Source organism: Xanthomonas sp. F14, from assembly GCF_014199865.1.
Window position 1 is genome coordinate 98,400 of the sequence record NZ_JACHOM010000005.1, and the last position, 22,825, is coordinate 121,224.

The window sequence follows — 22,825 nt, forward strand, 5'->3', positions numbered from 1 at the left end:
AATCCCCACCCTATGAGAATCGTATTCGCCGGTACGCCGGATTTTGCCGTCGCCTCGTTGCGCGCAGCCGCGCAGCGGCATGAAGTGGTGGCGGTCTACACCCAGCCGGATCGGCCGGCCGGCCGTGGCCGCGGGTTGACGCCGTCGCCGGTCAAGCTGGAGGCGATTGCGCGTGGCATCCCGGTCTTCCAGCCGCAAACGCTGCGCTCGCCGGAGGCGCTGGCCACGCTACGCGCGCTCAATGCCGATCTGATGGTGGTGGTGGCCTACGGCCTGATCCTGCCCAAGGCAGTGCTGGCCGCGCCGACCCATGGCTGCTGGAACGTGCATGCCTCGTTGCTGCCGCGCTGGCGTGGCGCGGCGCCGATCCAGCGCGCGATCGAGGCCGGCGATACCGAAACCGGCGTCTGCCTGATGCAGATGGAAGCCGGGCTGGATACCGGCCCGGTGCTGCTGTCGCAGCGGCTGGCCATCGGCGAGCAGGAAACCGGCGGGCAGCTGCACGATCGCCTGGCCGCGCTGGGCGCGCAGGTGCTGGCCGATGGCCTGGGCCTGCTGCGTGCCGGCATCCGCCCGGTGGCGCAGCCGCAGCCGGCCGAGGGCGTGACCTATGCGCACAAGCTGGACAAGACGCAGGCGCGGCTGGACTGGACCCAGCCGGCGCAGGAGCTGGCACGGCGGGTACGCGCGTTCAATCCATGGCCGGTGGCCGAGGCGCTCCTGGCCGGCGAGCGCTTGCGCCTGCATGGTGCAGTGGCGCTGGAGCTGGCCCATCAGCAGGCGCCGGGCACCCTGCTCGCCGCCAGCAAGCAGGGCATCGACATCGCCTGCGGGCAGGGCGCGCTGCGGGTGCGCGTGCTGCAGCGCGAGGGCGGCAAGGCGATCACCGCTGCCGACTACCTCAACGCGCGCCGCGACCTGCCGGCGCTGCGCTGATGTCGGCAGAGACCGCAACCGCCGGCGTCGGCTCGCGTCTGGCCGCGGCACGGGTGCTGACGGCGGTGTTCGACCAGGGCCGCTCGCTCAAGGCCGAACTGGCCGCGACCTTGCCCGGTCTTGATGATCCACGCGACCGCGCGCTGGTGGAGGCGATCTGCTTTGCGGTGCTGCGCCGCCGCCCGGCCTATGACGTGGCATTGCGGCAGTGGCTGGAACGCCCGTTGCCGCCGCGCGACGCGGAACTGAAAGCGCTGCTGATGGCCGGCTTCGCCCAGCTCGACGTGCTGCAGCTGCCCGCGCATGCGGCCTTGTCGGCCACCGTGGACGCGTGCCGCGCGCTGGGCCGGCCGCGGCAGGCCGGCATGGTCAACGCGATCCTGCGGCGCGCCCAGCGCGAGGGGTTTCCGGCGGTGTCCGCCGATGCGGGCTGGCCGTCCTGGCTGCGCAAGCAACTACGCGCCGATTGGGACGAGCAGGCCGAACGCATCTTCGTGGCCAGCGCGCAGATGGCGCCGATGTGGCTACGCGTGCAGCGCGCGCGGATCGACCCGGCCGGTTATGTCCAACGGCTGGCCGCGCAGGGCATCGGCGCGGACACGGAGGCGCTGTTGCCGGATGCGGTGCGTCTGCACGGGGCGGTGCCGGTGAGCCAGTTGCCGGGCTTTGCCGACGGCGATGTCTCGGTGCAGGACGGCTCTGCCCAGCAGGTTGCCGATGCGCTGGCGCTGGCGCCGTCGGCACGCGTGCTCGATGCCTGCGCGGCGCCCGGCGGCAAGGCCGCGCATCTGCTGGAACGTCATCCTGGCCTGCAGCTCACCGCGCTGGATGTGGATGCGCGCCGGCTGGAGCGGGTGCAGCAGACCTTGCAGCGCACCGTGCCGGGCGCGCAGGTGACCTTGCACACCGCTGACGCAGCCGATACCGCCGCATGGTGGGACGGCCAGCCGTTCGATGCGGTGCTGCTGGATGCGCCGTGTTCGGCCACCGGCGTGGTGCGCCGTCAGCCCGACGTGCTGCTGCATCGTCGTGCCGACGATATCGACGCCTTGTGTGCGTTGCAGGCGCGTCTGCTCGACGCCACCTGGCGCACGCTGCGGCCGGGCGGGCAGCTGCTCTACACCACCTGTTCCCTGCTGGCGCGCGAGAACCAGGCGCAGGTGCAGGCATTCCTGCAACGCACTGCCGATGCGCAGCCGCAGCCGCTGGGTGCGCAATTCGGTCATGCGGCAGGTGCCGGACGCCAGCGTTTTCCCGGCGAGCAGCACTGCGACGGTTTTTTCTACGCGCTTTTGCTAAAAGCGTCCTAACCGCGCGCCGATCCCGGCGCTCCACCTGTGCATCCACTGCCGCCCGTCATGCTCAAGACTCGTGCTTCCAAGGATTTCTGGCTGCTGGCCATCACCGCCGTTCTGGTGATCGGTGCCGGCCTGGGACTGCGCGACCCCTGGCCGTCGGACGAGCCGCGGTTTGCACTGGTCGCCAAGCAGATGGTGATGAGCGGCGACTGGCTGTTCCCGCATCGCGGCAACGAGCTGTACTCGGACAAGCCGCCGATGCTGATGTGGCTGCAGGCGCTGTTCTACACGCTGCTGGGCAACTGGCGGGTGGCGTTCCTGCTGCCGTCGCTGCTGGCGGCGCTGGGCACGCTGGCCTGCGTGTACGACCTGGGGCGGCGCCTGTGGACCCGGCGCGTGGGCGCGTATGCGGCGTGGATGCTGTTGTTCACGCTGCACTTCACCTTCCAGGCCAAGAAGGCGCAGATCGATCCGCTGGTGGTGTTCTGGATCACCCTGGCCAATTACGGGTTGCTGCGCCATCTGCTGCTGGGGCCGGCCTGGCGCTGGTGGACGCTGGGCTGGTTTGCCGCCGGGCTGGGTGTGATCACCAAGGGGGTTGGCATCATCGCCCTGCTGATGCTGATCCCGGCCGGCATTGCGGCGGCGCGCGGCTGGCCGGGCGTGCGCGTGCATGTGCGCGATCGGCGCTTCTGGCTGGGGCCGCTGTTCTTCTTCGTCGCGATCCTGCTGTGGTTCGTGCCGATGATGGTGACCGCGCTGACTGCCGGCCAGCCCGAGTACCGCGTCTATCTCAACGACATCCTGCTGCGCCAGACCGCCAAGCGCTATGCCAATTCCTGGGATCACGCGCAGCCGGTCTGGTACCACTTCAAGGGCATGGCCACGATGTGGCTGCCGACCATCCTGGTGCTGCCCTGGGCGATCCCGGCCTGGTGGCGCCGGCTCAAGCGACGCGATGCGCGCTATCTGTTGCCGCTGGCCTGGTGGCTGCTGGTGCTGGTGTTCTTCACCATTCCCAGCGGCAAGCGCGATGTGTACATCCTGCCGGCGCTGCCGATGTTCTGCCTGGCGCTGGCGCCGCTGGCGGCAGGCCTGCTGCGTCGCGCCGGGGTGCAGCGGCTGCTGTTCGGATTCGTGCTGCTGCTGACGGTGGCCTTCGCTGCCGGCGGCGCGGCGATGCTGATCGGGCACCCGGGCTTCGAGCAGAAGATCATGGACAGCCGCGGGGTCGGCAGCGAGACCACCGACCCGCTCGGCTGGCTGCTGCTGGCAGTCGGTCTATGGGGCGTGGCCAGCCTGTTGCTGCTGCGGGTGCGTCGTTCCGCGCTTGCCGCAGCATCGCTGCTGGGCGCGTGGTGGGTGGCGTTCGGCCTGGTCTGCTATCCGATCTTCAATGACTCCAGTTCGGCGGGCGCGGTGATGCGCGAGGCCGGGCGCCGGATCGGCCCGGACGCGCAGCTTGGGCTGGTGGCCTGGAAAGAGCAGAACCTGCTGATGGCCGACCGCCCCGCGCAGACCTTCGGCTTCAAGGTGCCGTGGGAACAACAGCTGCAGCGCGCGGTGGCCTGGCAGGCAGAGCGTCCCGATCGACGTTGGCTGATGGCGCAGGAGACCGCGCTGCTGGCCTGCGTGGACCGCAGCCGCAGCCAGATGGTGGGGGTGGCCAACCGCCGTCGCTGGTGGCTGGTGCCGGCCGATGCCGTGCACGGCAGCTGCGTGGCGAGTTCCGAGCAGCGGGCAGTGGAAGCGCAGGAGCAGGGCAACCTGGACACCGAATGAGCCGGCGCAGCGCAGGTGTCTGCCGCGATCGGCGGCCCGTCAATGCCGTCGCCGGCCGCTGTCTAGCATGGATTCATGCGGGGCATCGTTAGCTTGGCCGGCGTCGCTGACGCGTGTTGCCCGATGTCACCCCCACTTGCCACCGATGTCTGAATGAATTCCTTGCCCACCCAGCCCGCTGCGCTTTCCTCGTCGGCCCCCATCGCATCACCTGCAGGTGTGGGCATTGCCGAACTGGGCGTGTTCGCGTTGACCGCCTTGGTGGTCAGCATGCCGAGCGGGTTGCTGCCCTTCGGGCTGTGCCTGTTGCTTGGCTCGCTGGTGGGGTGGCGCAGCCTGCGCGCAGGCGTTGCCATGCGCCCCTGGTCGCTGCGTGCGCTGGGGTGGTTGGCCGCGGCGGTGATCGCGATGTCGCTGTTGTCGATCGTGCTGTTCGAGCACGGGCTGCGCGATGTCGACAACCGCTCGCGCTTTCTGGTGCTGCCGTGGGCGGCGGTGTGGGCGTACGCACTGCGGCCGCGCCAGGTCTGGCTATGGCGTGGCGCGCTGGCCGGCGTGTTCGCGGCAATGTTGATCGCCATGCTGCAGGTGATGAACGGTGCCGACCGCGCGGAAGGCTGGACCAATGCGATTGTATTTGCCGATATCGCGCTGATGTTGCTGGTAGTGGCGGTGTTCTGCCGCCCGCCTGGCAAGGTGCGCTGGCTGGTGGGCGCGGCCATCGCCACGGTGGTGGTGATCGTGCTCAGCGGCAGCCGCGGGGTGTGGTTGTCGCTGCTGGTGACCTTGGGCGTGCTGATCTGGGGCGCGCCCTGGCAGAGCGCACGCATGCGCTTGCTGACCTTCGTCGGCAGTGCGGTGCTGGCGGTGGGCGTGGTGCTCAGCGTGCCGGCGTTGACCCAGCAGATGCGCCTGGGCGAGTTGCAGAGCGACCTGCAGCGCTACGAGGTCGGCGACAGCGACTCGTCCGCCGGTGCCCGGATCGAGCGCCTGCATGTGGCCTGGGACACCTTGCGCGCGCATCCGCTCACCGGCATCGGCGTCGGGCGCTTCGACGATGCGATGCGCGAGCTGCCGGTGTGCGCCGGCGACACCTGGCTGCTGCGCTGCCATCTGGGCCATGCGCACAACGATCTGGCCGAGTGGGGCGCCACCCAGGGCGTGCCGGGCCTGTTGCTGCTGTTTGCGGTCTACGGGGTGCCGTTATGGGTCTTCGTGCGGCTGCATCGCCGCAGCGGCCAGCGCCAGTTCCGCGGACCGGCCGCGGCCGGGGTGATGATCGTGGTGAGCTATGCGCTGTGCGGACTGACCCAGTCGATGTTTGCACACCAGGTGTCGGCCAGCTTCTATACGGCGATGGTCGGTGTGCTGGTCGGGCTGGCAGCGCGTCAGGCGCAGGAGTTCCCGGCTCGAGCGGCCGACAAGGTCTAGCAAGCGGGCTTGCGGTGGCGGTGGGTTATTCGCTCGTCACCGGAATTGACGTGGTGGACTGCCGGCTTCGAGCGCGTCTTGCGCCGACGTAGCGGCGAGCGCAGTCGTGTTGCTGACCGCTCTCAGTCGCCGCGCCGCTCGTCCGCACGCGGCGGGTCCTGCACCGGCTGGTTGTGCTGCAGCAGCCACAGCATGATGGTCTTCTGGCGCACGTAGTTGGCGCGCACGTAGGCATAGATCAACCCGTGCCAGCCATCGCGAAACCCGCCGCGCAGCAGGTAGCCGCGCCAGAAGCGCCAGGCCGGCGCCAGCACCAGCTTGCTCCAGGTCGCGCGTTTGCCGCGGGCGTGGTCGTGTTCGGCCATCATCTGCGCGTAGCGCTGGGTCTTGGCCAGTTGCTGCGCCAGTGAGCGGTACGGGTAGTGGATCAGATCGCCGGCCAGGGTCACCACTGCACCGTCGACACTGGCCGCCTCGTGGATCTCGCGCTTGCCGCGCCAGCCGCCGCGGCGTCGATCGAACAAGCGCAGCACCCGATCCGGATAGGCATTGCCATGGCGCAGGAACCGGCCGAAATAATCCGACAGCCGTGCGAAGCGATAGCCTGCGGCATTGGCAAAGCCGCCATCGCGCGCGGCAACGATCGACGCCCGCAAGGCATCGCTGACGCGTTCGTCGGCATCCAGGCACAGCACCCAGTCGTGGCTGGCCTGCGCAACGCAGAACGCCTTCTGGCTGCGGTAGCCATCGAAGGCGCGCTGCAGGACGCGTGCGCCGTGTGCGGTGGCCAGCGTCACGGTGGCGTCGGTGGAGCCGGAGTCCACCACCACGATCTCGTCGCAGAACGCCAGCGAGCGCAGGCAGTCGCGTAGGCGATCGGCCTCGTTGAACGCGATAATGCAGGCGCTGATGCGCGGCCGTTCGTCGGGTGCGGTCGAAGAGGACATGTGATGGCTCAATACCTGCTGTTCGCAACGGAACGTTACGCGTTGCCTATTCTGGCGCCATTGGCGCAGGCATTACAGGCCCGCGGGCACGCCGTGTCGGCGTGGTTCGAGGGCGGTGCGCGCGGGCTGGTGTTGCCGGAGGTGCGCGAGGTCGGCCTGCGCGAGGCGCTGGCGTTGCGCCCGCGTGCGGTGTTCAGCGCGGCCAACTGGGTGCCGCCGTTCATTGCGGGCACCAAGGTGCAGCTATTCCATGGGTTCAATGTGCAGAAACGCGAAGACAACCGCGGGCACTTCCGCGTGCGCGGGCTGTTCGATCTGTATTGCACGCAAGGCCCGGCCACCACGGCGCCGTTTCGCGCACTCGCCGAGCGCGAAGGGCATTTTGCCGTGGTCGAAACCGGCTGGCCCAAGCTCGACCCGGTGTTCCGCGACGATGGCGGTCGCAGCGCTGCACTGCGTGCGCCCGCCAGCGGGCGGCCGGTGATCCTGTTCGGTTCCACGTTTACCGAGCGCTTGAGCGCTGCGCCCGCGCTCTACGACGAGATCGCCGCCGATATCGCGCGCGGTACGCATTACTGGCTGCTGACGCTGCATCCAAAGTGCGCGCCGGAGCTGTTCGATCGCTATCGCGCGCTGGCCGGGCCGCATGCCCGTTTTGTCGAACCCGAAGAAGTGATGGCCGCGCAGCGTGCGGCCGATGTGCTGGTGTCGGATACCTCGTCGATCGTGTCCGAGTTCGTGGTGCAGCACAAACCGGTGGTGACCTTCCGCAACCGCGTGCCGCAGCCGCATATGCTGGACTTCCAGCAGCCCGGGCAATTGCCACAGCAGCTGGCGCGCGCGCTGGCGCCGGATGCGTCGCTGCGCGATGCGCTCGCCCGTTATGCCGACGCGATCCACCCGTACCGCGACGGGCAGTCGTCGGAGCGGGTGATCGCAGCGACCGAGGATTTCATCGCCGGCAAGCTCGGCCCACTGCGGCGCAAGCCGCTGGGCGCAGTGTGGCGAGGCCTGCAGATCCGCCGCGAACTCGGATACTGGGGCCCGGCACAACGCTGATCACTGCGAGTTGCGCATCGACGAGACCGCTGCCAATCAGCACTTCACCCAATCCCGATTCCCGACTCCCCAATCCCGATTCCCAATCACCAACGCAGCTTGCGTCGCGCCAACGCGGCACCCAACTGCGCCTGCAGTGCCTGCGCCTGCGCCAACGGCACGAAGCGCAGCCGCAACCCCGGGCCGGCCGCGCTGGCGCCGGCAGTGTCCAGCCACAGCGTTGCGGTGCCGGACAGACGGTCCAGCGGCGAGCGTTGCAGTTGCAGCGCCTGCAGCTTGTCCAGCTCGGCCAGCCGCCACCAGCGTTTCCACCAGCCGCCGCGCACGGCGACAAACCGTGCATCCACCGCGTAGCCCATGCGGTGCACCTGGCGATGCGCCTTGAATGCGCTCCACGGCAACCACAGCAGCAACCACGCCGCCTGGTTGCCGAACTGCCAGGCCAGGCCGATCACCAGCGGCAGCAGCAACAGCAGCGTGGGCAGACTCAATCGCCACCAGCAATGCGTGGCGATCGCCTGCCACTGTGCCGGCGGCCAGGCGATCCCCGGCAGCAGGCGTTGCAACAAGGCATCGCAGCGCTGCGGGTCGGCAATCGGCGCAAGCTCCTTCAATGCGCTGCCTTCGCGGTCGGCGCTGCCGGCTACTGCAGTCTCCACCCGCAACTGGCGACGGCCGAACAGGCGATGCAGGCGGCTTTCGTACAGTGTCCACGACTGGATGCGCCGCAGCGCCACGCTGCTGCGGATGCGCGTCAGCAGGCCGCGCTCCACGGTGAGGCGGCGCTCGGATTGGCTGAGATGAAAGCCGTGGTACTGCGCCACCGCCAGCGCCACCGACAGCGCGCGCATCGCGACCAATACGGCCAGGGCGCCCAGCACCACCAACGCGGCGGTCACTGCCGCCCCCGGATGGATCTGGCTGACGTAGCGGTAGGCCAGCTCGCCGTTGTGTTCGACGAAGTTGGACACGGTGCGGCGCGGAATCATCTGGTAGATCACGCCGAAGCTGGCAGCCACCACCACCATGCCGCGGTTGGAGATCAGCCCCAGCCGGATCACTTCGCCCAGCGGCAGGCGCAGTAGCGTGTTGCTGTCGGCCTCGATCTGCGGCGTGCTGGCATCGGCGTCATGCGTGCGGCGACGGATCAGGTCTTCCAGCGCCAGTGCTTGGTCCAGCCGCAGCACGCGCATTTCCGCTTCGGGCTTGTGGCCGCCGGCCGATTCCAGGCGCACCTCGGCCACGCCGGCCAGCCGGTGCAGCAGCGATTGATGCACCACCACGTTGTGGATGCGCGCGAACGGGATATCGCGCCGGCTGCGTTCCAGCAGCCCGCTGCGGATCGCCACGCCATCGGTGCCGATGCGGTAGCGATAGGTGAAATAGCGCAGCACCGAGATTGCCACCAGCACTGCCATCACCACGCCGGTGGCGATGTGGTCGGCCGAGTCGCGGCTGCCATCGCGGCTGCCGAACAGCACCAGGGCCGCCAGCGGAATCAGGAACTGGCGGATCTGCTGCAACAACACGAACACCCACGACAGCGGATGCAGGCGCTGCTCGTCTTGGCCGGGGTGTTCGATGGCGCTCACAGCGCGTCGTCGTCGTGATCGAGCTGGCGGGCGAGGCGGTCGCGCAGGCGTTCGGCATCGCCCTGATCCAGGCCGGACAAGGCCACCGCGTTGAGCCGGCTGCCGGCGGTATGCACCACCAGCGTGGTCAGCCGGGTGGCGCGTTCGATCGGGCCGCGGCGCAGGTCCACGTGTTGCACGCGCGAAATCGGGATGCGCGTGTCGCTTTGCCAGAGATGGCCGCGTTGCAGCGCCAGGCCGTGCTGGTCGAGTTTCCAGTGGGTGAGCCGATGCCGTTTGACCGCGAACCACGCACCCAGCAGCGCGGCAACCACGGTCACGCCCAGCACCACCGGCCAGTCATGCCAGGCGTGCAGCACGGCGACGGTTGCGCCGGCGGCGATCAGCCCGGCACATCCGCCGCCCAGCGCGCCGTTGACGCCGGCCACATACGCACCGCGTTGCGGTAGCGGTTGCCACTGGGTGTGGTCCACCGCCGGAGCCTGTGCCGGCGCGGCAGCGACGATGACCTCGGGGTGCGGCGGTGGAGCGTCGTGCACAAGGTTGGCCTGCAGGAGCGGTGCGCAAGCATAGCCGGGCGCCGCGGACGGGCGCATCCGGCGCAGCGGCGCTTACTGCGCGGCCAGAATCAGCGCGTCCACATCCAGCGCATGCCCGGCACGCGCGGCCTTGGTGCGCAGGTACTGCTCGTTCTCCGGAGTGATGTCGCCGGTCACCGGGATGCGGTCTTCCACCGCGATGCCGGCCGCACGCAGGCGCTCGGCCTTGGCGGGATTGTTGGTCAGCAGCCGGATCCGGCCGATGCCCAGACCGCGCAGCATCGCCACCGCACTGCCGTAGCGGCGCTCGTCCGGGCCGAAGCCCAGTTGCGCGTCGGCATCGATGGTGTCCAGGCCGGCATGCTGGTAGCCGTACGCGCGCATCTTGGCGGCGATGCCGGTGCCGCGGCCTTCCTGATCCAGATACAGCAGCACGCCGCCGCCGAGTTCCTTCAGCTTGGCCAGGCCATGCCGCAGCTGGTCGCCGCAATCGCATTTGAGCGAACCGAACAGATCGCCGGTCAGGCAGGAGGAATGCACGCGCACCGGCACTGCCGCCGACAGGTCGGGCTGGCCGACCACGATCGCCACCTGGTCGCGCTGCGCCACTCCGCCACGAAACACCACGAACTCGCTCATCCCCAGCCCGCGCAACGGCACCGGCGTGCGGGTGACCAGCTCGTAGCCGGCCGCGGCGGATTTGGCGCAGCCGCTGCCCAGATCGTCCAGTGCCAGCGACTGGCAACCGGCGAAGGCGGCGTGGTCATCCGCGTCGTGCAGTTCCACGGCCAGCATCGCCGGCAGCAGCAGTCCCAGCCGCGCGATTTCCACCGCGCCGGCATCCAGCGCATCGCCCGGGGTCCATTGCGTCGGTACCGGGGTGTCGCGCAGGTAGGCCAGGGCAGCGAGCTGGTCGTAGTCGTGTTCGACCAGCGCCACACGTGCGCCTTGCGGCGCGCTCAGGCCCAGCACCTGGGCGCGGGTCGGGGTGACGAACAGATAGTGCCGCCCCTGCGCCGCACGCGCGAAGGCCGCGTACGACTGCGCGGTGCTGCTGTCCAGCGCCAGCACCGCGCGCGCCTGCCCGTTGGCCGCCGTCAGCAGCACCGGGCGGCCGGCGCGCAGCTCGGAGGCGGCGCGCTCGCAACGGATCGCCGCCGGATCACCGAAGGCCTGTGCGCTGGGGGAGGGGACGGGGCTGCTCATGCACGACTCCAGATGGGGATTGCCACGGCCGCTTCAAGGCGGACGCCGCTGCGGCCGTTGCCTGCCGCGTGCGGCCATTGTCGCGTGGTTCGCAAGCGCCAGTCGCCACGGCCGGGTGGAACGCTGCATCCAGCGCCCGCCGTTTGAGTTGCGCGGCAGGCGTGGATTGGTTGCGTGCCGGCTGCGTTGTTCATCGCCCGGCAATGCCTTTTAATCCCAAGACCCTCTGCCCGCACCGGACCCCATGTCTCTCATCGATTGCAGCGAAGACCGCCACGCCAGCGCCATCCTGGAGATCTTCAACGACGCCATCGCCAACTCGACCGCGTTGTACGACTACAAGCCGCGGCCACCGGAGAGCATGGTCGGCTGGTTTGCGACCAAGCGCGCGGGCGGCTTTCCGGTGATCGGGGTGGAAGCGGCCGACGGCAGCCTGATGGGGTTCGCCAGCTACGGCACCTTCCGCGCCTGGCCGGCGTTCAAGTACAGCGTGGAGCATTCGATCTACGTGCACCGCGACCATCGCGGCAAGGGGCTTGGACGCCTGCTGCTGCAGGGCGTGATCGCGGCGGCGGAACAGCGCGGCGTGCATGTGCTGGTCGGCGGCATCGATGCCAGCAATCAGGCCAGCATCGCCCTGCACGAACAGTTCGGCTTCACCCATGCCGGCACCGTGCGCGAGGCCGGTTTCAAGTTCGGCCGTTGGCTGGACCTGGCGTTCTATCAGCGCATCCTCGCCACGCCGGCCGATCCGCACGACGATTGAGCCGCTGCCGCCGCCGCGCTGTGTGCGAGCGGCTCCGTCTTCAGCCAGCCGGCGTCAGTGCGGATGCCGCTCGGTCGCATACGGATTGGGCTCGCCGCTGCCCGGCGGGCGCAGCGTGTAGCGCTTGTAGGTCCACTGGTATTGCGCCGGGTCGCGCCGGGCGATTTGTTCGATGCCCGCGTTGAGCGCGCTGGCCGCGCGCACCGGGTCGGCGTCGGCCACTGCCGGGTCGGCCGGCTGCACATGCAACGCGAATTGCAGGTCGCCGCCGGCCCGTTCGCACCAGCCATACAGCACGATCGCGCCGGTGCGCTCGGCCAGTCGGTTGACCAAGGTCATGGTCAGGGCGGGGATGCCGAAGAACGGCGCAAACACGCCGTCGCCCATTTTCGGCTGCTGGTCGGGCAGGATGCCGACCGCGCCACCGTCCTTGAGCACCTTGAACAACTGCCGCACCGCCGGGCCTTCGGCACGCACCTGGCGCACGTTGTCGCCGCCGCGTGCCAGTTGCAGGAAACCGTCCACCGCGTCCGATTCCGGCGGGCGATACACGATGGCGATCGGCCCGCGTTCGGACAGCCACTGGTTGAGCAGCTCCCAGTTGCCGAAGTGCGGCGCGGCCACGATGACACCACGCCCGGAAGCCAGCGCGGCGTCGTAGAGCGCCTGGCCATTGCGTTGCAGCCGCGCCAGGTTCTCGGCCGGCGGGCGGGTCCAGGTGCGCAGCACTTCCAGCGTCTGCCGCGCGGTCGACCGCAGCACCTGCGCATGCAGCTGCGCGCGCTGGCCGGCATCCAGTTCCGGGTACGCCAGTTCCAGGTTGCGGCGTGCCACGCGCGCCTCGCGCGCATTGAGCTTGCGCCAGCTCCAGGCCAGCGCGTCGGCCACACGTTTGAGCAACGGCCACGGCAGGCGGCCCACGGTGGCGGCGGTGGCGTAGAGCAGGCGAGCGCGAACATCGGGTTTCATCCGCGCAATTCTAAACAGCGCGGCCGGCGATGACCCGCGCGTGACAGTGCCAACCGTGCTGGGCATGCTGCGCGGCACAGTTTGCTGCCGGAGAGTGCCCATGCTTGCGCTGATCCAACGTGTCACCCGCGCCGCCGTCACGGTCGATGCGCAGACCGTCGGGCAGATCGGTCCCGGGCTGCTGGCCCTGGTCGGGGTCGAACCCGGCGACAGCGACGCGCAGATCCGGCGCCTGGCCGAGCGCCTGCTCGGCTACCGCGTGTTCGCCGACGACGCCGGCAAGATGAACCGCTCACTCACCGACGCCGGCGGCGGCCTGCTGCTAGTCAGCCAGTTCACCCTGGCCGCAGACACCAGTTCCGGCAATCGCCCCGGCTTCAGCACGGCGGCGCCGCCGTTGGAGGCTGAACGGGCGTTCAATCAATTGGTGGCGATCTGCCGGCAAAAACATCGCGGCGGGGTGGAAACCGGGCGCTTTGGTGCCCATATGGTTGTCGACCTGGTCAACGATGGCCCGGTGACCTTCCTTCTCAGACCCTAGAAACCCACGTCCACCAGCGGTCCTGTCTTGAATCCGGCAGACCGGGCTTCACGCTGGTATAATGCTAGGTTCTCTTCCAATCTCAAAGCCGGTGGCGCGAGCACTCATGGCCAACGAACGTCCTGCCCAGCAATCCGACATCAAGCTACTGATCAGCAAGGGCCTGGAACAGGGCTATCTGACCTACGCCGAAGTCAATGACCACCTGCCCGACGACCTGGTCGACCCGGAGCAGATCGAAGACATCATCAGCATGATCAACGGCATGGGCATCGATGTCCATGAAGTTGCCCCCGATGCTGAAACCCTGTTGCTCAACGATGGCAACACCGGCAACCGCGAGGTTGACGACACCGCAGCCGAAGAAGCTGCCGCCGCGCTGACCGCGCTCGACACCGAAGGTGGCCGCACCACCGATCCGGTGCGCATGTATATGCGCGAAATGGGTACGGTCGAGCTGCTGACCCGCGAAGGCGAAATCGCCATCGCCAAACGTATTGAAGAAGGCCTGAGCCAGGTCCAGGCAGCGCTGGGCGTGTTCCCGCTGTCGACCGAAATGCTGCTGGCCGATTACGAAGCGCACAAGGAAGGCAAGAAGCGTCTGGCCGAGATCGTGGTCGGCTTCAACGACCTGATCGAAGAAGCCGACGCCGCTGCTGCTGCGCTGGCCGCCGCCGGCCCGGTCGCCGTCGACGAAGACGCGGTCGATGAAGACGACGACGAAGACGGCGATGACGACGCTGCCGAGGAAGAGGCCGGCCCGACCGGTCCGGACCCAGTGGAAGTGGCCACGCGCATGGAGAACCTGGCCAACGAATACGCCAAGTTCAAGAAGATCTACGCCAAGAACGGCGCCGAGCACAAGCTGGTGGTCAAGGCGCGCGAGGACATGGCCGCCATCTTCACCACGCTCAAGCTGCCGCTGCCGCTGACCGATGCGCTGGTCACCCAGCTGCGTGGCGTGGTCAACGGCATCAAGGATCACGAGCGCAAGGTGCTGCACCTGGCCACCACCGTGGCACGCATGCCGCGCAAGGATTTCATCCGCTCCTGGGAAGGCAACCAGACCAACCTGGAATGGGTGGAAGACGCACTCAAGCGCAAGCAGAAGTGGTCGTCGGCGCTGCGCGACGTCAAGGACCAGATCGTCTCCGAGCAGCAGGGCTCGATCGAGATGGAGAAGGCCAACTACCTGACCCTGGGCGAGATCAAGGAGATCAGCCGCGCGATGGCCTATGGCGAAGCCAAGGCACGCAAGGCCAAGAAGGAAATGGTCGAGGCCAACCTGCGCCTGGTCATCTCCATCGCCAAGAAGTACACCAACCGCGGCCTGCAGTTCCTCGACCTGATCCAGGAAGGCAACATCGGCCTGATGAAGGCCGTGGACAAGTTCGAATACCGCCGCGGTTACAAGTTCTCGACGTATGCGACGTGGTGGATCCGTCAGGCCATCACCCGTTCGATCGCCGATCAGGCGCGCACCATCCGTATTCCGGTGCACATGATCGAAACGATCAACAAGTTGAACCGCATTTCCCGCCAGATGCTCCAGCAGTTCGGCCGCGAGGCCACGCCGGAGGAGCTGGCCAAGGAAATGGACATGCCCGAGGACAAGATCCGCAAGGTGATGAAGATCGCCAAGGAGCCGATCTCGATGGAAACCCCGATCGGCGACGACGAGGATTCGCATCTGGGCGACTTCATCGAAGACACCAACGTGGAGTCCCCGATCGACAACACCACCAACATCAATCTGTCCGAGACGGTGCGGGACGTGTTGGCAGGGCTGACCCCGCGCGAGGCCAAGGTGCTGCGGATGCGCTTCGGTATCGACATGAATACCGATCACACGCTGGAAGAAGTGGGCAAGCAGTTCGACGTCACCCGCGAGCGGATCCGTCAGATAGAGGCCAAGGCGTTGCGCAAACTGCGTCACCCGAGCCGTTCGGAACAGCTGCGCTCGTTCCTGGACATCGACTGATCCCCGGTAGCCGTATCGGTGCAGTGATCACACAACAGCCCCGCACATGCGGGGCTGTTGCGTTGTGGGGCATGTCGCGCGCTATGCTTGGCCGGGTGGACGTCGCCGAAGCACGGACGCGCCGGGGATGGCGCAGGCGACATTCACGCCCCGGCGACGAAGCCAGACAGCGGCGCAACATAAAGCCGATGTTTCTGCCTGACTCACGTGACGTTCTAGCCGTGGCTTCTAAGTTGATGGACGAATGGAACGAGGCCGTCGTATGAGCAGGCAAAGCCGCTTTGAAACCACCACATACCGCGAGCACGAGATTCGCGTACGCACCGAGCAGGCGTCCCCGGGCGCCAGGTGGACGTTGTGGGTCGACGTGTATGCACTGGGCGGCAAACGCCAGCCACGCATCGGTGGCCGGGAACAGGGATGGGAGACCTACCAGGAAGCCATCGCGCAGGGATTCCGTGCAGGCCGGCAATTGGTCGATGCGCAGCTTGAGGTGGCTTAGAGGCCGGGATTGGGGAGTGGGGATTCGGGATTGCTGAGGAGCTGATTGCTGAGGTGCTTGTAGCACCGGATCACCTACCGCGAATGGTGCGCAAGGCGCGGTCATCGCATATAAATTTAGAAGCCCGGCTCGCGCCGGGCTTTTTTTGTGGGCATGCACGGGCACGGGTGGGTGCGGGCGCTTCTCCTCATCGATGCCTGATGTCAGCAGACAGCGACGCGCGCGGACAGGTAAACTTTCGCCTCAGCTGGACGGTCCGACATGCCCCGCATCTCGCCACCCACCCTGCCGGGCCTATAGCTCAACGGTTAGAGCAGAGGACTCATAATCCTTTGGTTCCAGGTTCGAATCCTGGTGGGCCCACCAATAGAAAGCAGGCACTTGGACGCGCGCCCAAGTGCCTTTTTTATGACTCGGAAACTATCGGGCAACGCCGTGTTCTTCTTCGCTGATCGCGTAGTCGGCGTCTTCTGGATAAGCGTTTGCGTGTGTGGTAATCATCGTGTCGCTCCGTTGCGGTGCGCTTGCTTGCGCAGCCAAGTAAGGACGTCAACTGCCGGGTCTTCATGCATACAGACATGCAGTCGGCCCAGTACGACGCTCTGCGCATCGCCGCCTGGCAACACGTCATCGAAGCCGGTGGCTTCGCAGGCGATCAGGATCGGCGGCAGACCGGGCTGCGCGTGGGAATGCAGCATGGCCAGCACATAGCCCTGCATCATTTCGAAGCTGAGGGTGACGCCGGTGCAGACGCGGAACTGTTTGCTAGTGCTCATCGCCGCACCTGCGCATCTAAGGCATCGACGGTAGTGATCGCTGCAGCAGCGTCGGCAAACGTGACGGTGTAGATGGCTTCGCGTGTACTTGCGAGGTGTGCCATCAGGCTTAGCCACGTGGCATGGCTGCAAGCGAGAGCGTTGATGATCAGGTCGACTTGGCGGGCAATCTGGCTCGCCGCCGACAATGGTGCTTCTTGGGTGTCGTAGGACATACGGGTCTCCTCAGGTTTTGGAAATCCGTCACCCCGACGCCAATCCGGGTGGCGGACGGTACGCGGTTGGCGTGCCGGCCTGAGGACCGGTGGGCCTTGCGGCCCCCGCGCACCGCCCGCCATAAAGCTGGCCGGCATGCGCCCGCGACGATGCGGGCGATAAAAAAGCGCCATGCATCGATCGATGGGCGCTGGTGCGCCTCAGGTTACGGGACGCCAATCCCGGTCGCCGAATGTGCGGCGACGTTGGAATACTCGCTCCGCTGCTAGGAGCGTGTCAACGGGAAAATCCGCAACGCTATAGCAATAGTCTTGAGGCAACACACTTCATAGCGGTGGCGGTGCGGAAACGATTGGTGAGTGCCGCGATCCTTAAGGCAGTGTTGGCCGACATAAGCGTATGCCGGCGCGAATTGCGCCGTCGTTCCGTGTAGCAATGTCTCAAGTCCAGCAGTGCCAGCCTGACCGAATTACGCCACGAGCAGCGGCGTAATCTCGTCCCACCGCAAGACCACGCAATGCTCAAGACCCTCCGTTGTGGCGAATGCGCCCGCCTGCTGTGCAAGGCCGGCGTGGATGCACCTGTGGCTGTCCGAGTGCGCGCGCGTGCTCAAGGAAGGCGCGCCGGTGCTGCTGGTCACCGACGCGCTGTAGATCGCCGGCGTTGCCTGGCGCGACATCACTGTGTGGGACAAGACCGAAGGCGTGCGGCCGCAGTTGGGGCGCTGCTGGAACCAAGCCGAACACACCGTGTGGGGCAGCAAGGGCAACATGCCACTGGATCGCCGCGCGCCTGTGCTGCCGGGGGTCATCCGTGAATCGGTGCGCAAGGCTGACAAGCATCACCTGACCGGCAAACCCACCGATTTGAAGCGGCAGCTGGTCAAGATCTGCGAGACAGGCGGACGAATCCTAGACTCCTTCGCCGGCAGCGGCACGACACTGGTAGCGGCCGAGCTTGAGGGATACGGCTGGACCGGTGTGGAGATGACTAGCCACTATGTGGGCTATGCGTCCGAGCGGTTAGGCTACCTGTAAAACTTACTGGAGCTGAGAATTCTCGGCTCCGATTTCGTTGCGCCATCATCAACCTGTTGTGCATCAGTCCAAGCAACCGCCCAGACCATCATTGCGATAGCGGCAGCCAGATCCAAAGCGCGACGAGGGTGACCAATAGAACGGGCGGCGTCAGTATCAGTCCCACCTTCATGTATTGGCCCCACGTGATTCGTTGGCCCTTTCCGGCTAGGACATGCAGCCATAGAAGCGTCGCGAGCGAGCCGATCGGGGTGAGCTTAGGACCCAAATCATTGCCCACGACGTTGGCATAGATCATCAATTCGCGGGTAGCATCGGGAACGTTGGCCCCATCGATGGCGAGCGCGCCCACCAGCGTTGCCGGCATGTTGTTCATGATCGAGGCGAGTCCCGCCACTGCGAAGCCGGTGCCGATCGTGGCCACAAAGCTTCCTTGCGCCGCCAGCCACTCAAGGACCGCACTTGCCGCTTTAGTTAGCCAAGCATTGCCGAGTCCGTAGACCACCAGATACATGCCAACCGAAAACAGCACGATCTGCCAGGGCGCTTCGCGCAGGATCTTCGTCAGCTGCATCGTGGCGCCTCTGCCGCCCGTCGCCCAGCGGCCAGCAATTGCCATCAGCATCAGCGCGGCCGCGCCCGTCACCAGAGCGATGGGTACACCGAGCGGCCCGGTCACGAAATACGCCACAAGTAGCAACGCGAGAAGGGGCAAGGCAGCACGGAAGACCGCCGTGTCACGTATCGCCTCACGCGGCGCTTCGAGATCGCTGACCGGATACGTGCGAGGAATGTCGCGCCGGAACCAGAGCCACAGCACGATCAGTGTCGCTACGACCGACACTAGATTTACCGGCACCATGACCATTGCATAGCGTCCGAATGACACGTCAAAGAAGTTCGCCGTGACAATGTTGACCAGATTCGAGACAACGAGCGGAAGGCTTGCCGTGTCAGCGATGAAACCACATGCCACCGTGAACGCGAGCGCGCCGGCAGGTGGGAAATTCAGGCGCAGCAAAATGGCGAGAACAATGGGCGTCAGCAAAAGTGCCGCGCCATCGTTAGCGAAAACCGTAGCGATCGTGGCGCCTAGCAGAACGATCAGTGGAAACAGTTTCCGACCATTGCCGCCGCCCCATCGAGCCACGTGCAGTGCTGCCCAGGCAAAGAAGCCGGCCGCGTCCAAGATGAGCGAGATGATGATGAGGGCGACGAAGGTAAAGGTCGCATCCCAGACGATCCCCCACACGGTGCCGACGTCGTTCCACCCGACGACGCCGGTAGCCAAAGCGACTGCGGCACCGGCGAGGGCCGACCAGCCTATGCCAATCCCGCGCGGTTGCCAGATGACGAAAACAAGGGTGACGATGAAAATCGCGAGGGAAAGCATGCAGCGCTCCGCAGTGGTCAGATGGAGCGCTGATTTACGCGCTTGGACAATTCTTCAGCGTTTTCAATTCGCTCAGAATAGCGATCGGTCAGATACGCCGAGCGGCCACGCACAAGCCAGGTGAATTTGACCAGTTCCTCGCAAACGTCGACGACGCGTTGATAGTAGGCAGACGGCTTCATCCGCCCGGACTCATCGAACTCCTGAAACGCCTTGGCAACGGATGACTGGTTCGGGATCGTGAGCATGCGCATCCACCGGCCGAGCACGCGCAGCTGGTTCACAGCGTTGAAGCTTTGCGAACCGCCGCAAACCTGCATGACGGCCAGCGTCTTGCCCTGCGTCGGGCGCTTGGCGCCCTCGGTGAGAGGAATCCAGTCGATCTGCGCTTTCATGATCCCTGTCATCGCGCCATGGCGCTCCGGACTGACCCAAACCATACCCTCCGACCAGTAGGCGAGCTCGCGTAATTCACTCACCTTCGGGTGGTCTGGAGCCGCCCCGTCGGGCAGCGGCAGGTCGTGCGGATCGAAGATGCGTACGTCGCAGCCGTACCAGCGCAACAAGCGGCCAGTTTCCTCTGCCAGCAGCCGCGAATAGGAGCGCTCGCGCAACGAACCGTACAGGATGAGGATGCGGGGCGGATGTCTGGGGTCGCCGGGCGTGGCCAGTGCGTTGACGTCGATTGGGGTGAGGTGTGTCGGATCGATGCCGGGTAGATCCATGGCAACGCCACACATCACTTCGACGCTCCGCCTGTTGTCACCGCTTCGCCGTCTCCTTTCGTAAAGGACGCGACCGGGTGGGCCAGCAACGTGAGCACTTTCTCGGATGGCCGGCAGAGCGCCACGCCCCGATCGGAAACGACGATGGGACGATTGATAAGGATTGGGTGCGCGATCATCGCGTCCACCAGCTGTTCGTCAGTGAGGGCAGGATTGTCCAAGCCCAACTCCGCGTACGGGGTTCCCTTCTGGCGTAAAAGATCGTGCGGCGCGATGCCCATGGCGGCAATTAGCTCGACCAGCTTCTCGCGCGTCGGCGGGGTGTGCAGATATTCGATGATCTCAGGGTCCTCGCCAGACTGGCGCATCATCTCCAAGACGTTCCGGGACGTGCCGCAGGCGGGGTTGTGATAGATCGTCAGCATCGCAATGATCTCCTTGAGCTGGGCCGTGTCAGGCCGACGGGCATAATGCTGAGGAAGGCTCAAACGCAGGTTTCCGATGCGCAACGAGTCAGGGCCACACCACAGATCTCTGGGTTGCCCGAGCAGCAGTCCTCGGTGAGAAACGAGAGCAGCTGGCGCATGTCCTCGTAGCTCGCCGCATAAAGGACACGTCGCCCATCGCGCCAGGAGCGCAGCAGGCGAGCACGCTCCAGCGTTGCGAGGTGAAAGCTCATTCGTGTTGGGGGGATCGTAAGCCGCTCGGCAATCTCCCCTGACGGCATGCCGTCTGGGCCTGCGCGAACAAGCATTCGGAATGCGGCCAGTCGATCGGTGTGTGCGAGAGCAGAGAGGGCTGCAACAGCGGAATCGTCTTTCATTGCGCTACTCTACAAATATAGTTGCAAAGTGCAATAGTTGGCTCAGTTTGCGCCTGCACGGCGGAGGCCGGTGCCGCGCACCAACCGCCGTAGGACCAGTGCATCAGGGATTGGCCGGGGGCCACCGGCTGTGGCAGGGGCTTCAGCCACAGCACTTGCGGATACGCTTGAGCACATGCGCATCGACTTCCAGCCTTGCTGGGCGGCAAGGTTGAAGCGCTGCCTACCTAGCGCGCCTGGGCGTCCCACAACCCCATGAGCTGCGTGATCGCGGCATCCATCGCCTTGAAGCTCATGCCATCCCGGGCCAGCGTGGATAGCCCGAGCAGGAAACTGTCGAACACGCAGGTCAGTGAGGCGGCGTCCACGGCGGGCCCGAGTTCGCCGCCGGCGATGGCGCGGTCCACGCAGGCGCGGATGCCGGCGCGCGTGCGTGCGCGCGAGTGCGTCAGCGGTGTGCATAGTGCCGAGAGCTCCGGCGACGGCGCGCTCATCACTCCCAGCGTGACCATGCAGCCTTTCGGGTGGCCGCGCTCGCACTGCATCTTGGCGGAGCGGCGCAGCGCAAGCTCCACCGCCTGCCTGGGACCGAGCGCGGCGTCCCACAAGCAGTGGGTCACCTTGGCGTAGGTCGCCAGGTAGCGGTCCATGCACTCCTTGAAGAGCGCTTCCTTCGAGCCGAAGGCGGCATAGAAGCTGGGCGCGGTGATGCCGCCACCAATCGCGGCCTTGAGCTGGCTCAACGAGGTGGATTCGTAGCCCTGTTCCCAGAACAGGTGAAGCGCTTCTTCCACCGCGGCGTCACGGTCGAAGCTGCGTGGCCGTCCCATTTGCGCCATGGCGCCCTCCGATCTCTACATCAAGACTAATCGATACAGATGTCGTTGACAACGCAGCCAACCTGTAGATATATATATCGAGCGATACATATGTAGGCACTCAGTGGTGCCGCCGGCAGGTCTCAGGACGAAGACCTGTTTTTTTGGTCTTTATGTGTATCGATCGATATATATGTAGAAGCCTGGCCGGCATTCCCCTCCCCAACGAAGGACAGCGTGTGACCTCTCCAACTGCATCCACTGCCAGCGCGATCCCGCCGCCATTGCCCGTCGCCGCGCTGTTGGCGCTGGCCATGACCGGTTTCATCTGCATCGTGACCGAAACCCTTCCGGCAGGACTGCTGCCGCAGATGTCCGCAGGCCTCGGTATCAGCCCGGCACTGGCCGGGCAGACGGTGACCGCCTACGCGCTTGGGTCGGTGATTGCCGCAATTCCGCTGACCATTGCGACCCAGCAGTGGAGGCGGCGTAACGTCCTGTTGCTCACCATCGTCGGCTTCCTGCTGTTCAACTCGGTCACCGCACTGTCGACCAGTTACGCGCTGACCCTGGTGGCGCGCTTGTTTGCCGGCGCAGCGGCAGGCCTGGCGTGGAGCCTGCTTGCCGGTTACGCGCGGCGCATGGTGCAGCCGGACCAGCAGGGCAGGGCCATGGCGATTGCGATGGTGGGCACGCCGGTTGCGCTTTCCCTCGGCGTGCCGCTGGGCACCTGGATGGGCGGCATACTGGGCTGGCGCAGCGCGTTCGCCGCGATGTCCGGACTGACGCTCATTCTGATCGTGTGGGTGCTGCTGAAGGTGCCCGACTACCCCGGCCAGTCCGCAGCGCAGCGGGTGCCGCTGCGCAAGGTGCTCGGCACGCCCGGCGTGCGCCCGGTGCTCGCCACCGTGATGGCGTGGATGCTGGCCCACAACATCCTGTACACCTATGTGGCGCCGTTCGCCGCACACGCGGGGCTGGCACATCGCGTGGACGTGTTGCTGTTGATCTTCGGCGTTGCGGCACTGGTCGGCATCGGCGTGGCGGCAAAGTTGGTGGAGCAGCACCTGCGTGGCACGGTGTTGATGTCGTTGGCGACGTTCCTTGCGATCTCTGTGGTGCTGGCATTGCTGCAAGACGTGCAGCCTGTGGTCTACGTCTGTGTGGCGGTGTGGGGCCTGACCTTTGGCGGCGCGGCGACCCTGCTGCAGACCGCGCTTGCCGACAGCGCAGGCGAAGGCGCCGATGTTGCGCTGTCGCTCAACGTGGTTGCCTGGAACAGCGTCATCGCTGGCGGTGGCGTGGTGGGCGGCGTACTGCTGGACCAATGGGGCGCGCAGACCTTTCCGGTTGCCATGGCCTTGCTGCTGGCAATCGGGCTGCTGATTGCATGGCGTGCCCGACAGCACGGCTTTGCGGCGGGCGCGCGCTCGCCGGTTGCCGGTCACTAGCGCTGCCCTGCCTGATGTCTTCCCGGCTGCGTTCGCC

21 protein-coding genes, 1 tRNA gene and 2 pseudogenes are annotated in these 22,825 nt (G+C 66.4%); 12 read left to right on the plus strand and 12 right to left on the minus strand.

The genetic code is table 11. The features are described from left to right. Window positions 1-12: 12 nt before the first annotated feature. The 4 genes from fmt to GGR73_RS17055 all read left to right on the plus strand — a co-directional run bounded on the left by fmt (window position 13) and on the right by GGR73_RS17055 (window position 5,447). Window positions 13-936, plus strand: coding sequence for a methionyl-tRNA formyltransferase (fmt, locus tag GGR73_RS17040; RefSeq protein WP_184458059.1), 924 nt, complete (start codon window positions 13-15; stop codon window positions 934-936). Then, window positions 936-2,246 (plus strand): 16S rRNA (cytosine(967)-C(5))-methyltransferase RsmB, encoded by a 1,311-nt coding sequence (rsmB, locus tag GGR73_RS17045; protein ID WP_184458061.1) that lies wholly within the window; start codon window positions 936-938, stop codon window positions 2,244-2,246. Before fmt ends, rsmB begins: the two co-directional genes overlap by 1 nt. Window positions 2,247-2,294: 48 nt before the next feature. Beyond that, window positions 2,295-4,016 carry an ArnT family glycosyltransferase gene (locus tag GGR73_RS17050; RefSeq protein ID WP_184458064.1) on the plus strand — a complete coding sequence of 574 codons (1,722 nt, stop codon included), beginning with the start codon at window positions 2,295-2,297 and terminating at the stop codon, window positions 4,014-4,016. A gap of 153 nt (window positions 4,017-4,169) precedes the next feature. Then, complete coding sequence (locus tag GGR73_RS17055) at window positions 4,170-5,447, plus strand: O-antigen ligase family protein (RefSeq protein ID WP_154832768.1); 1,278 nt, start codon at window positions 4,170-4,172, stop codon at window positions 5,445-5,447. A 122-nt stretch (window positions 5,448-5,569) separates the two neighbouring features. On the opposite strand, the gene GGR73_RS17060 is transcribed toward GGR73_RS17055, so the two are convergent. Beyond that, complete coding sequence (locus GGR73_RS17060; RefSeq protein WP_024938520.1) at window positions 5,570-6,394, minus strand: glycosyltransferase family 2 protein; 825 nt, start codon at window positions 6,392-6,394, stop codon at window positions 5,570-5,572. Here GGR73_RS17060 and GGR73_RS17065 point away from each other — a divergent pair, their 5' ends adjacent. After that, window positions 6,395-7,453 carry a CDP-glycerol glycerophosphotransferase family protein gene (locus GGR73_RS17065; protein WP_184458066.1) on the plus strand — a complete coding sequence of 353 codons (1,059 nt, stop codon included), beginning with the start codon at window positions 6,395-6,397 and terminating at the stop codon, window positions 7,451-7,453. It abuts the gene before it with no gap. 86 nt (window positions 7,454-7,539) lie between these two features. Here GGR73_RS17065 and GGR73_RS17070 read toward each other — a convergent pair whose 3' ends face one another. From GGR73_RS17070 to ribA, 3 genes are all read right to left on the minus strand, one after another. Beyond that, window positions 7,540-9,045, minus strand: a complete 1,506-nt coding sequence (locus GGR73_RS17070) for a PH domain-containing protein (protein ID WP_054591097.1) — start codon at window positions 9,043-9,045, stop codon at window positions 7,540-7,542. Then, the gene (locus GGR73_RS17075; RefSeq protein ID WP_024938517.1) at window positions 9,042-9,518 is read right to left on the minus strand and encodes a PH domain-containing protein; all 477 of its coding nucleotides are present in this window, start codon (window positions 9,516-9,518) and stop codon (window positions 9,042-9,044) included. Before GGR73_RS17075 ends, GGR73_RS17070 begins: the two co-directional genes overlap by 4 nt. A gap of 138 nt (window positions 9,519-9,656) precedes the next feature. Then, window positions 9,657-10,790, minus strand: coding sequence for a GTP cyclohydrolase II RibA (gene ribA / locus GGR73_RS17080; protein ID WP_016902497.1), 1,134 nt, complete (start codon window positions 10,788-10,790; stop codon window positions 9,657-9,659). 244 nt (window positions 10,791-11,034) lie between these two features. Here ribA and GGR73_RS17085 point away from each other — a divergent pair, with 244 nt between their 5' ends. Further along, window positions 11,035-11,556 carry a GNAT family N-acetyltransferase gene (locus GGR73_RS17085; protein WP_016902496.1) on the plus strand — a complete coding sequence of 174 codons (522 nt, stop codon included), beginning with the start codon at window positions 11,035-11,037 and terminating at the stop codon, window positions 11,554-11,556. A gap of 54 nt (window positions 11,557-11,610) precedes the next feature. Here the strand turns inward: GGR73_RS17085 and GGR73_RS17090 are convergent, their stop codons facing one another. Continuing rightward, on the minus strand, window positions 11,611-12,627 hold the full coding sequence (locus tag GGR73_RS17090; RefSeq protein WP_024938516.1) for a lauroyl acyltransferase: 1,017 nt from the start codon (window positions 12,625-12,627) through the stop codon (window positions 11,611-11,613). Here GGR73_RS17090 and dtd point away from each other — a divergent pair. The 4 genes and pseudogenes from dtd (at window position 12,626) to GGR73_RS17110 (ending at window position 15,915) form a co-directional block, all read left to right on the plus strand. Continuing rightward, window positions 12,626-13,066: a D-aminoacyl-tRNA deacylase gene (gene dtd / locus GGR73_RS17095; protein ID WP_184458068.1), complete on the plus strand. Its 441-nt coding sequence runs from the start codon at window positions 12,626-12,628 to the stop codon at window positions 13,064-13,066. The genes GGR73_RS17090 and dtd overlap by 2 nt on opposite strands. Before the next feature lie 106 nt (window positions 13,067-13,172). Then, the gene (gene rpoD / locus GGR73_RS17100) at window positions 13,173-15,047 is read left to right on the plus strand and encodes an RNA polymerase sigma factor RpoD (RefSeq protein ID WP_016902493.1); all 1,875 of its coding nucleotides are present in this window, start codon (window positions 13,173-13,175) and stop codon (window positions 15,045-15,047) included. Window positions 15,048-15,235: 188 nt separating this feature from the next. Beyond that, a pseudogene (locus tag GGR73_RS17105) lies at window positions 15,236-15,549 on the plus strand (hypothetical protein). 290 nt (window positions 15,550-15,839) lie between these two features. Then, window positions 15,840-15,915: transfer RNA gene (locus GGR73_RS17110), tRNA-Ile, on the plus strand. Window positions 15,916-16,046: 131 nt separating this feature from the next. Here GGR73_RS17110 and GGR73_RS17115 read toward each other — a convergent pair. Both GGR73_RS17115 and GGR73_RS17120 read right to left on the minus strand, forming a co-directional pair. Next, window positions 16,047-16,325 (minus strand): hypothetical protein, encoded by a 279-nt coding sequence (locus GGR73_RS17115; RefSeq protein ID WP_161961094.1) that lies wholly within the window; start codon window positions 16,323-16,325, stop codon window positions 16,047-16,049. Then, window positions 16,322-16,540 (minus strand): hypothetical protein, encoded by a 219-nt coding sequence (locus tag GGR73_RS17120; RefSeq protein WP_184458070.1) that lies wholly within the window; start codon window positions 16,538-16,540, stop codon window positions 16,322-16,324. Before GGR73_RS17120 ends, GGR73_RS17115 begins: the two co-directional genes overlap by 4 nt. A 573-nt stretch (window positions 16,541-17,113) precedes the next feature. On the opposite strand from GGR73_RS17120, the pseudogene GGR73_RS17130 reads away from it, so the two are divergent. Next, window positions 17,114-17,578 (plus strand): annotated as a pseudogene (locus tag GGR73_RS17130) (DNA methyltransferase); the annotation flags it as partial. Between the two features lie 88 nt (window positions 17,579-17,666). On the opposite strand, the gene GGR73_RS17135 reads toward GGR73_RS17130, so the two are convergent. From GGR73_RS17135 to GGR73_RS17155, 5 genes are all read right to left on the minus strand, one after another. Then, the gene (locus tag GGR73_RS17135; RefSeq protein WP_184458072.1) at window positions 17,667-18,971 is read right to left on the minus strand and encodes an arsenic transporter; all 1,305 of its coding nucleotides are present in this window, start codon (window positions 18,969-18,971) and stop codon (window positions 17,667-17,669) included. Window positions 18,972-18,988: 17 nt separating this feature from the next. After that, window positions 18,989-19,696 carry an arsenical resistance protein ArsH gene (gene arsH, locus GGR73_RS17140; protein WP_184458074.1) on the minus strand — a complete coding sequence of 236 codons (708 nt, stop codon included), beginning with the start codon at window positions 19,694-19,696 and terminating at the stop codon, window positions 18,989-18,991. A 14-nt stretch (window positions 19,697-19,710) separates the two neighbouring features. Then, on the minus strand, window positions 19,711-20,121 hold the full coding sequence (gene arsC / locus GGR73_RS17145; RefSeq protein WP_184458076.1) for an arsenate reductase (glutaredoxin): 411 nt from the start codon (window positions 20,119-20,121) through the stop codon (window positions 19,711-19,713). Window positions 20,122-20,180: 59 nt separating this feature from the next. Continuing rightward, window positions 20,181-20,519, minus strand: coding sequence for an ArsR/SmtB family transcription factor (locus tag GGR73_RS17150; RefSeq protein ID WP_102580468.1), 339 nt, complete (start codon window positions 20,517-20,519; stop codon window positions 20,181-20,183). 227 nt (window positions 20,520-20,746) lie between these two features. Then, window positions 20,747-21,358, minus strand: coding sequence for a TetR/AcrR family transcriptional regulator (locus GGR73_RS17155; RefSeq protein WP_184458078.1), 612 nt, complete (start codon window positions 21,356-21,358; stop codon window positions 20,747-20,749). A gap of 293 nt (window positions 21,359-21,651) precedes the next feature. Between GGR73_RS17155 and GGR73_RS17160 the strand changes: the two genes are divergently transcribed. After that, window positions 21,652-22,788 (plus strand): MFS transporter, encoded by a 1,137-nt coding sequence (locus GGR73_RS17160; RefSeq protein WP_221234250.1) that lies wholly within the window; start codon window positions 21,652-21,654, stop codon window positions 22,786-22,788. Window positions 22,789-22,825 lie beyond the last annotated feature (37 nt).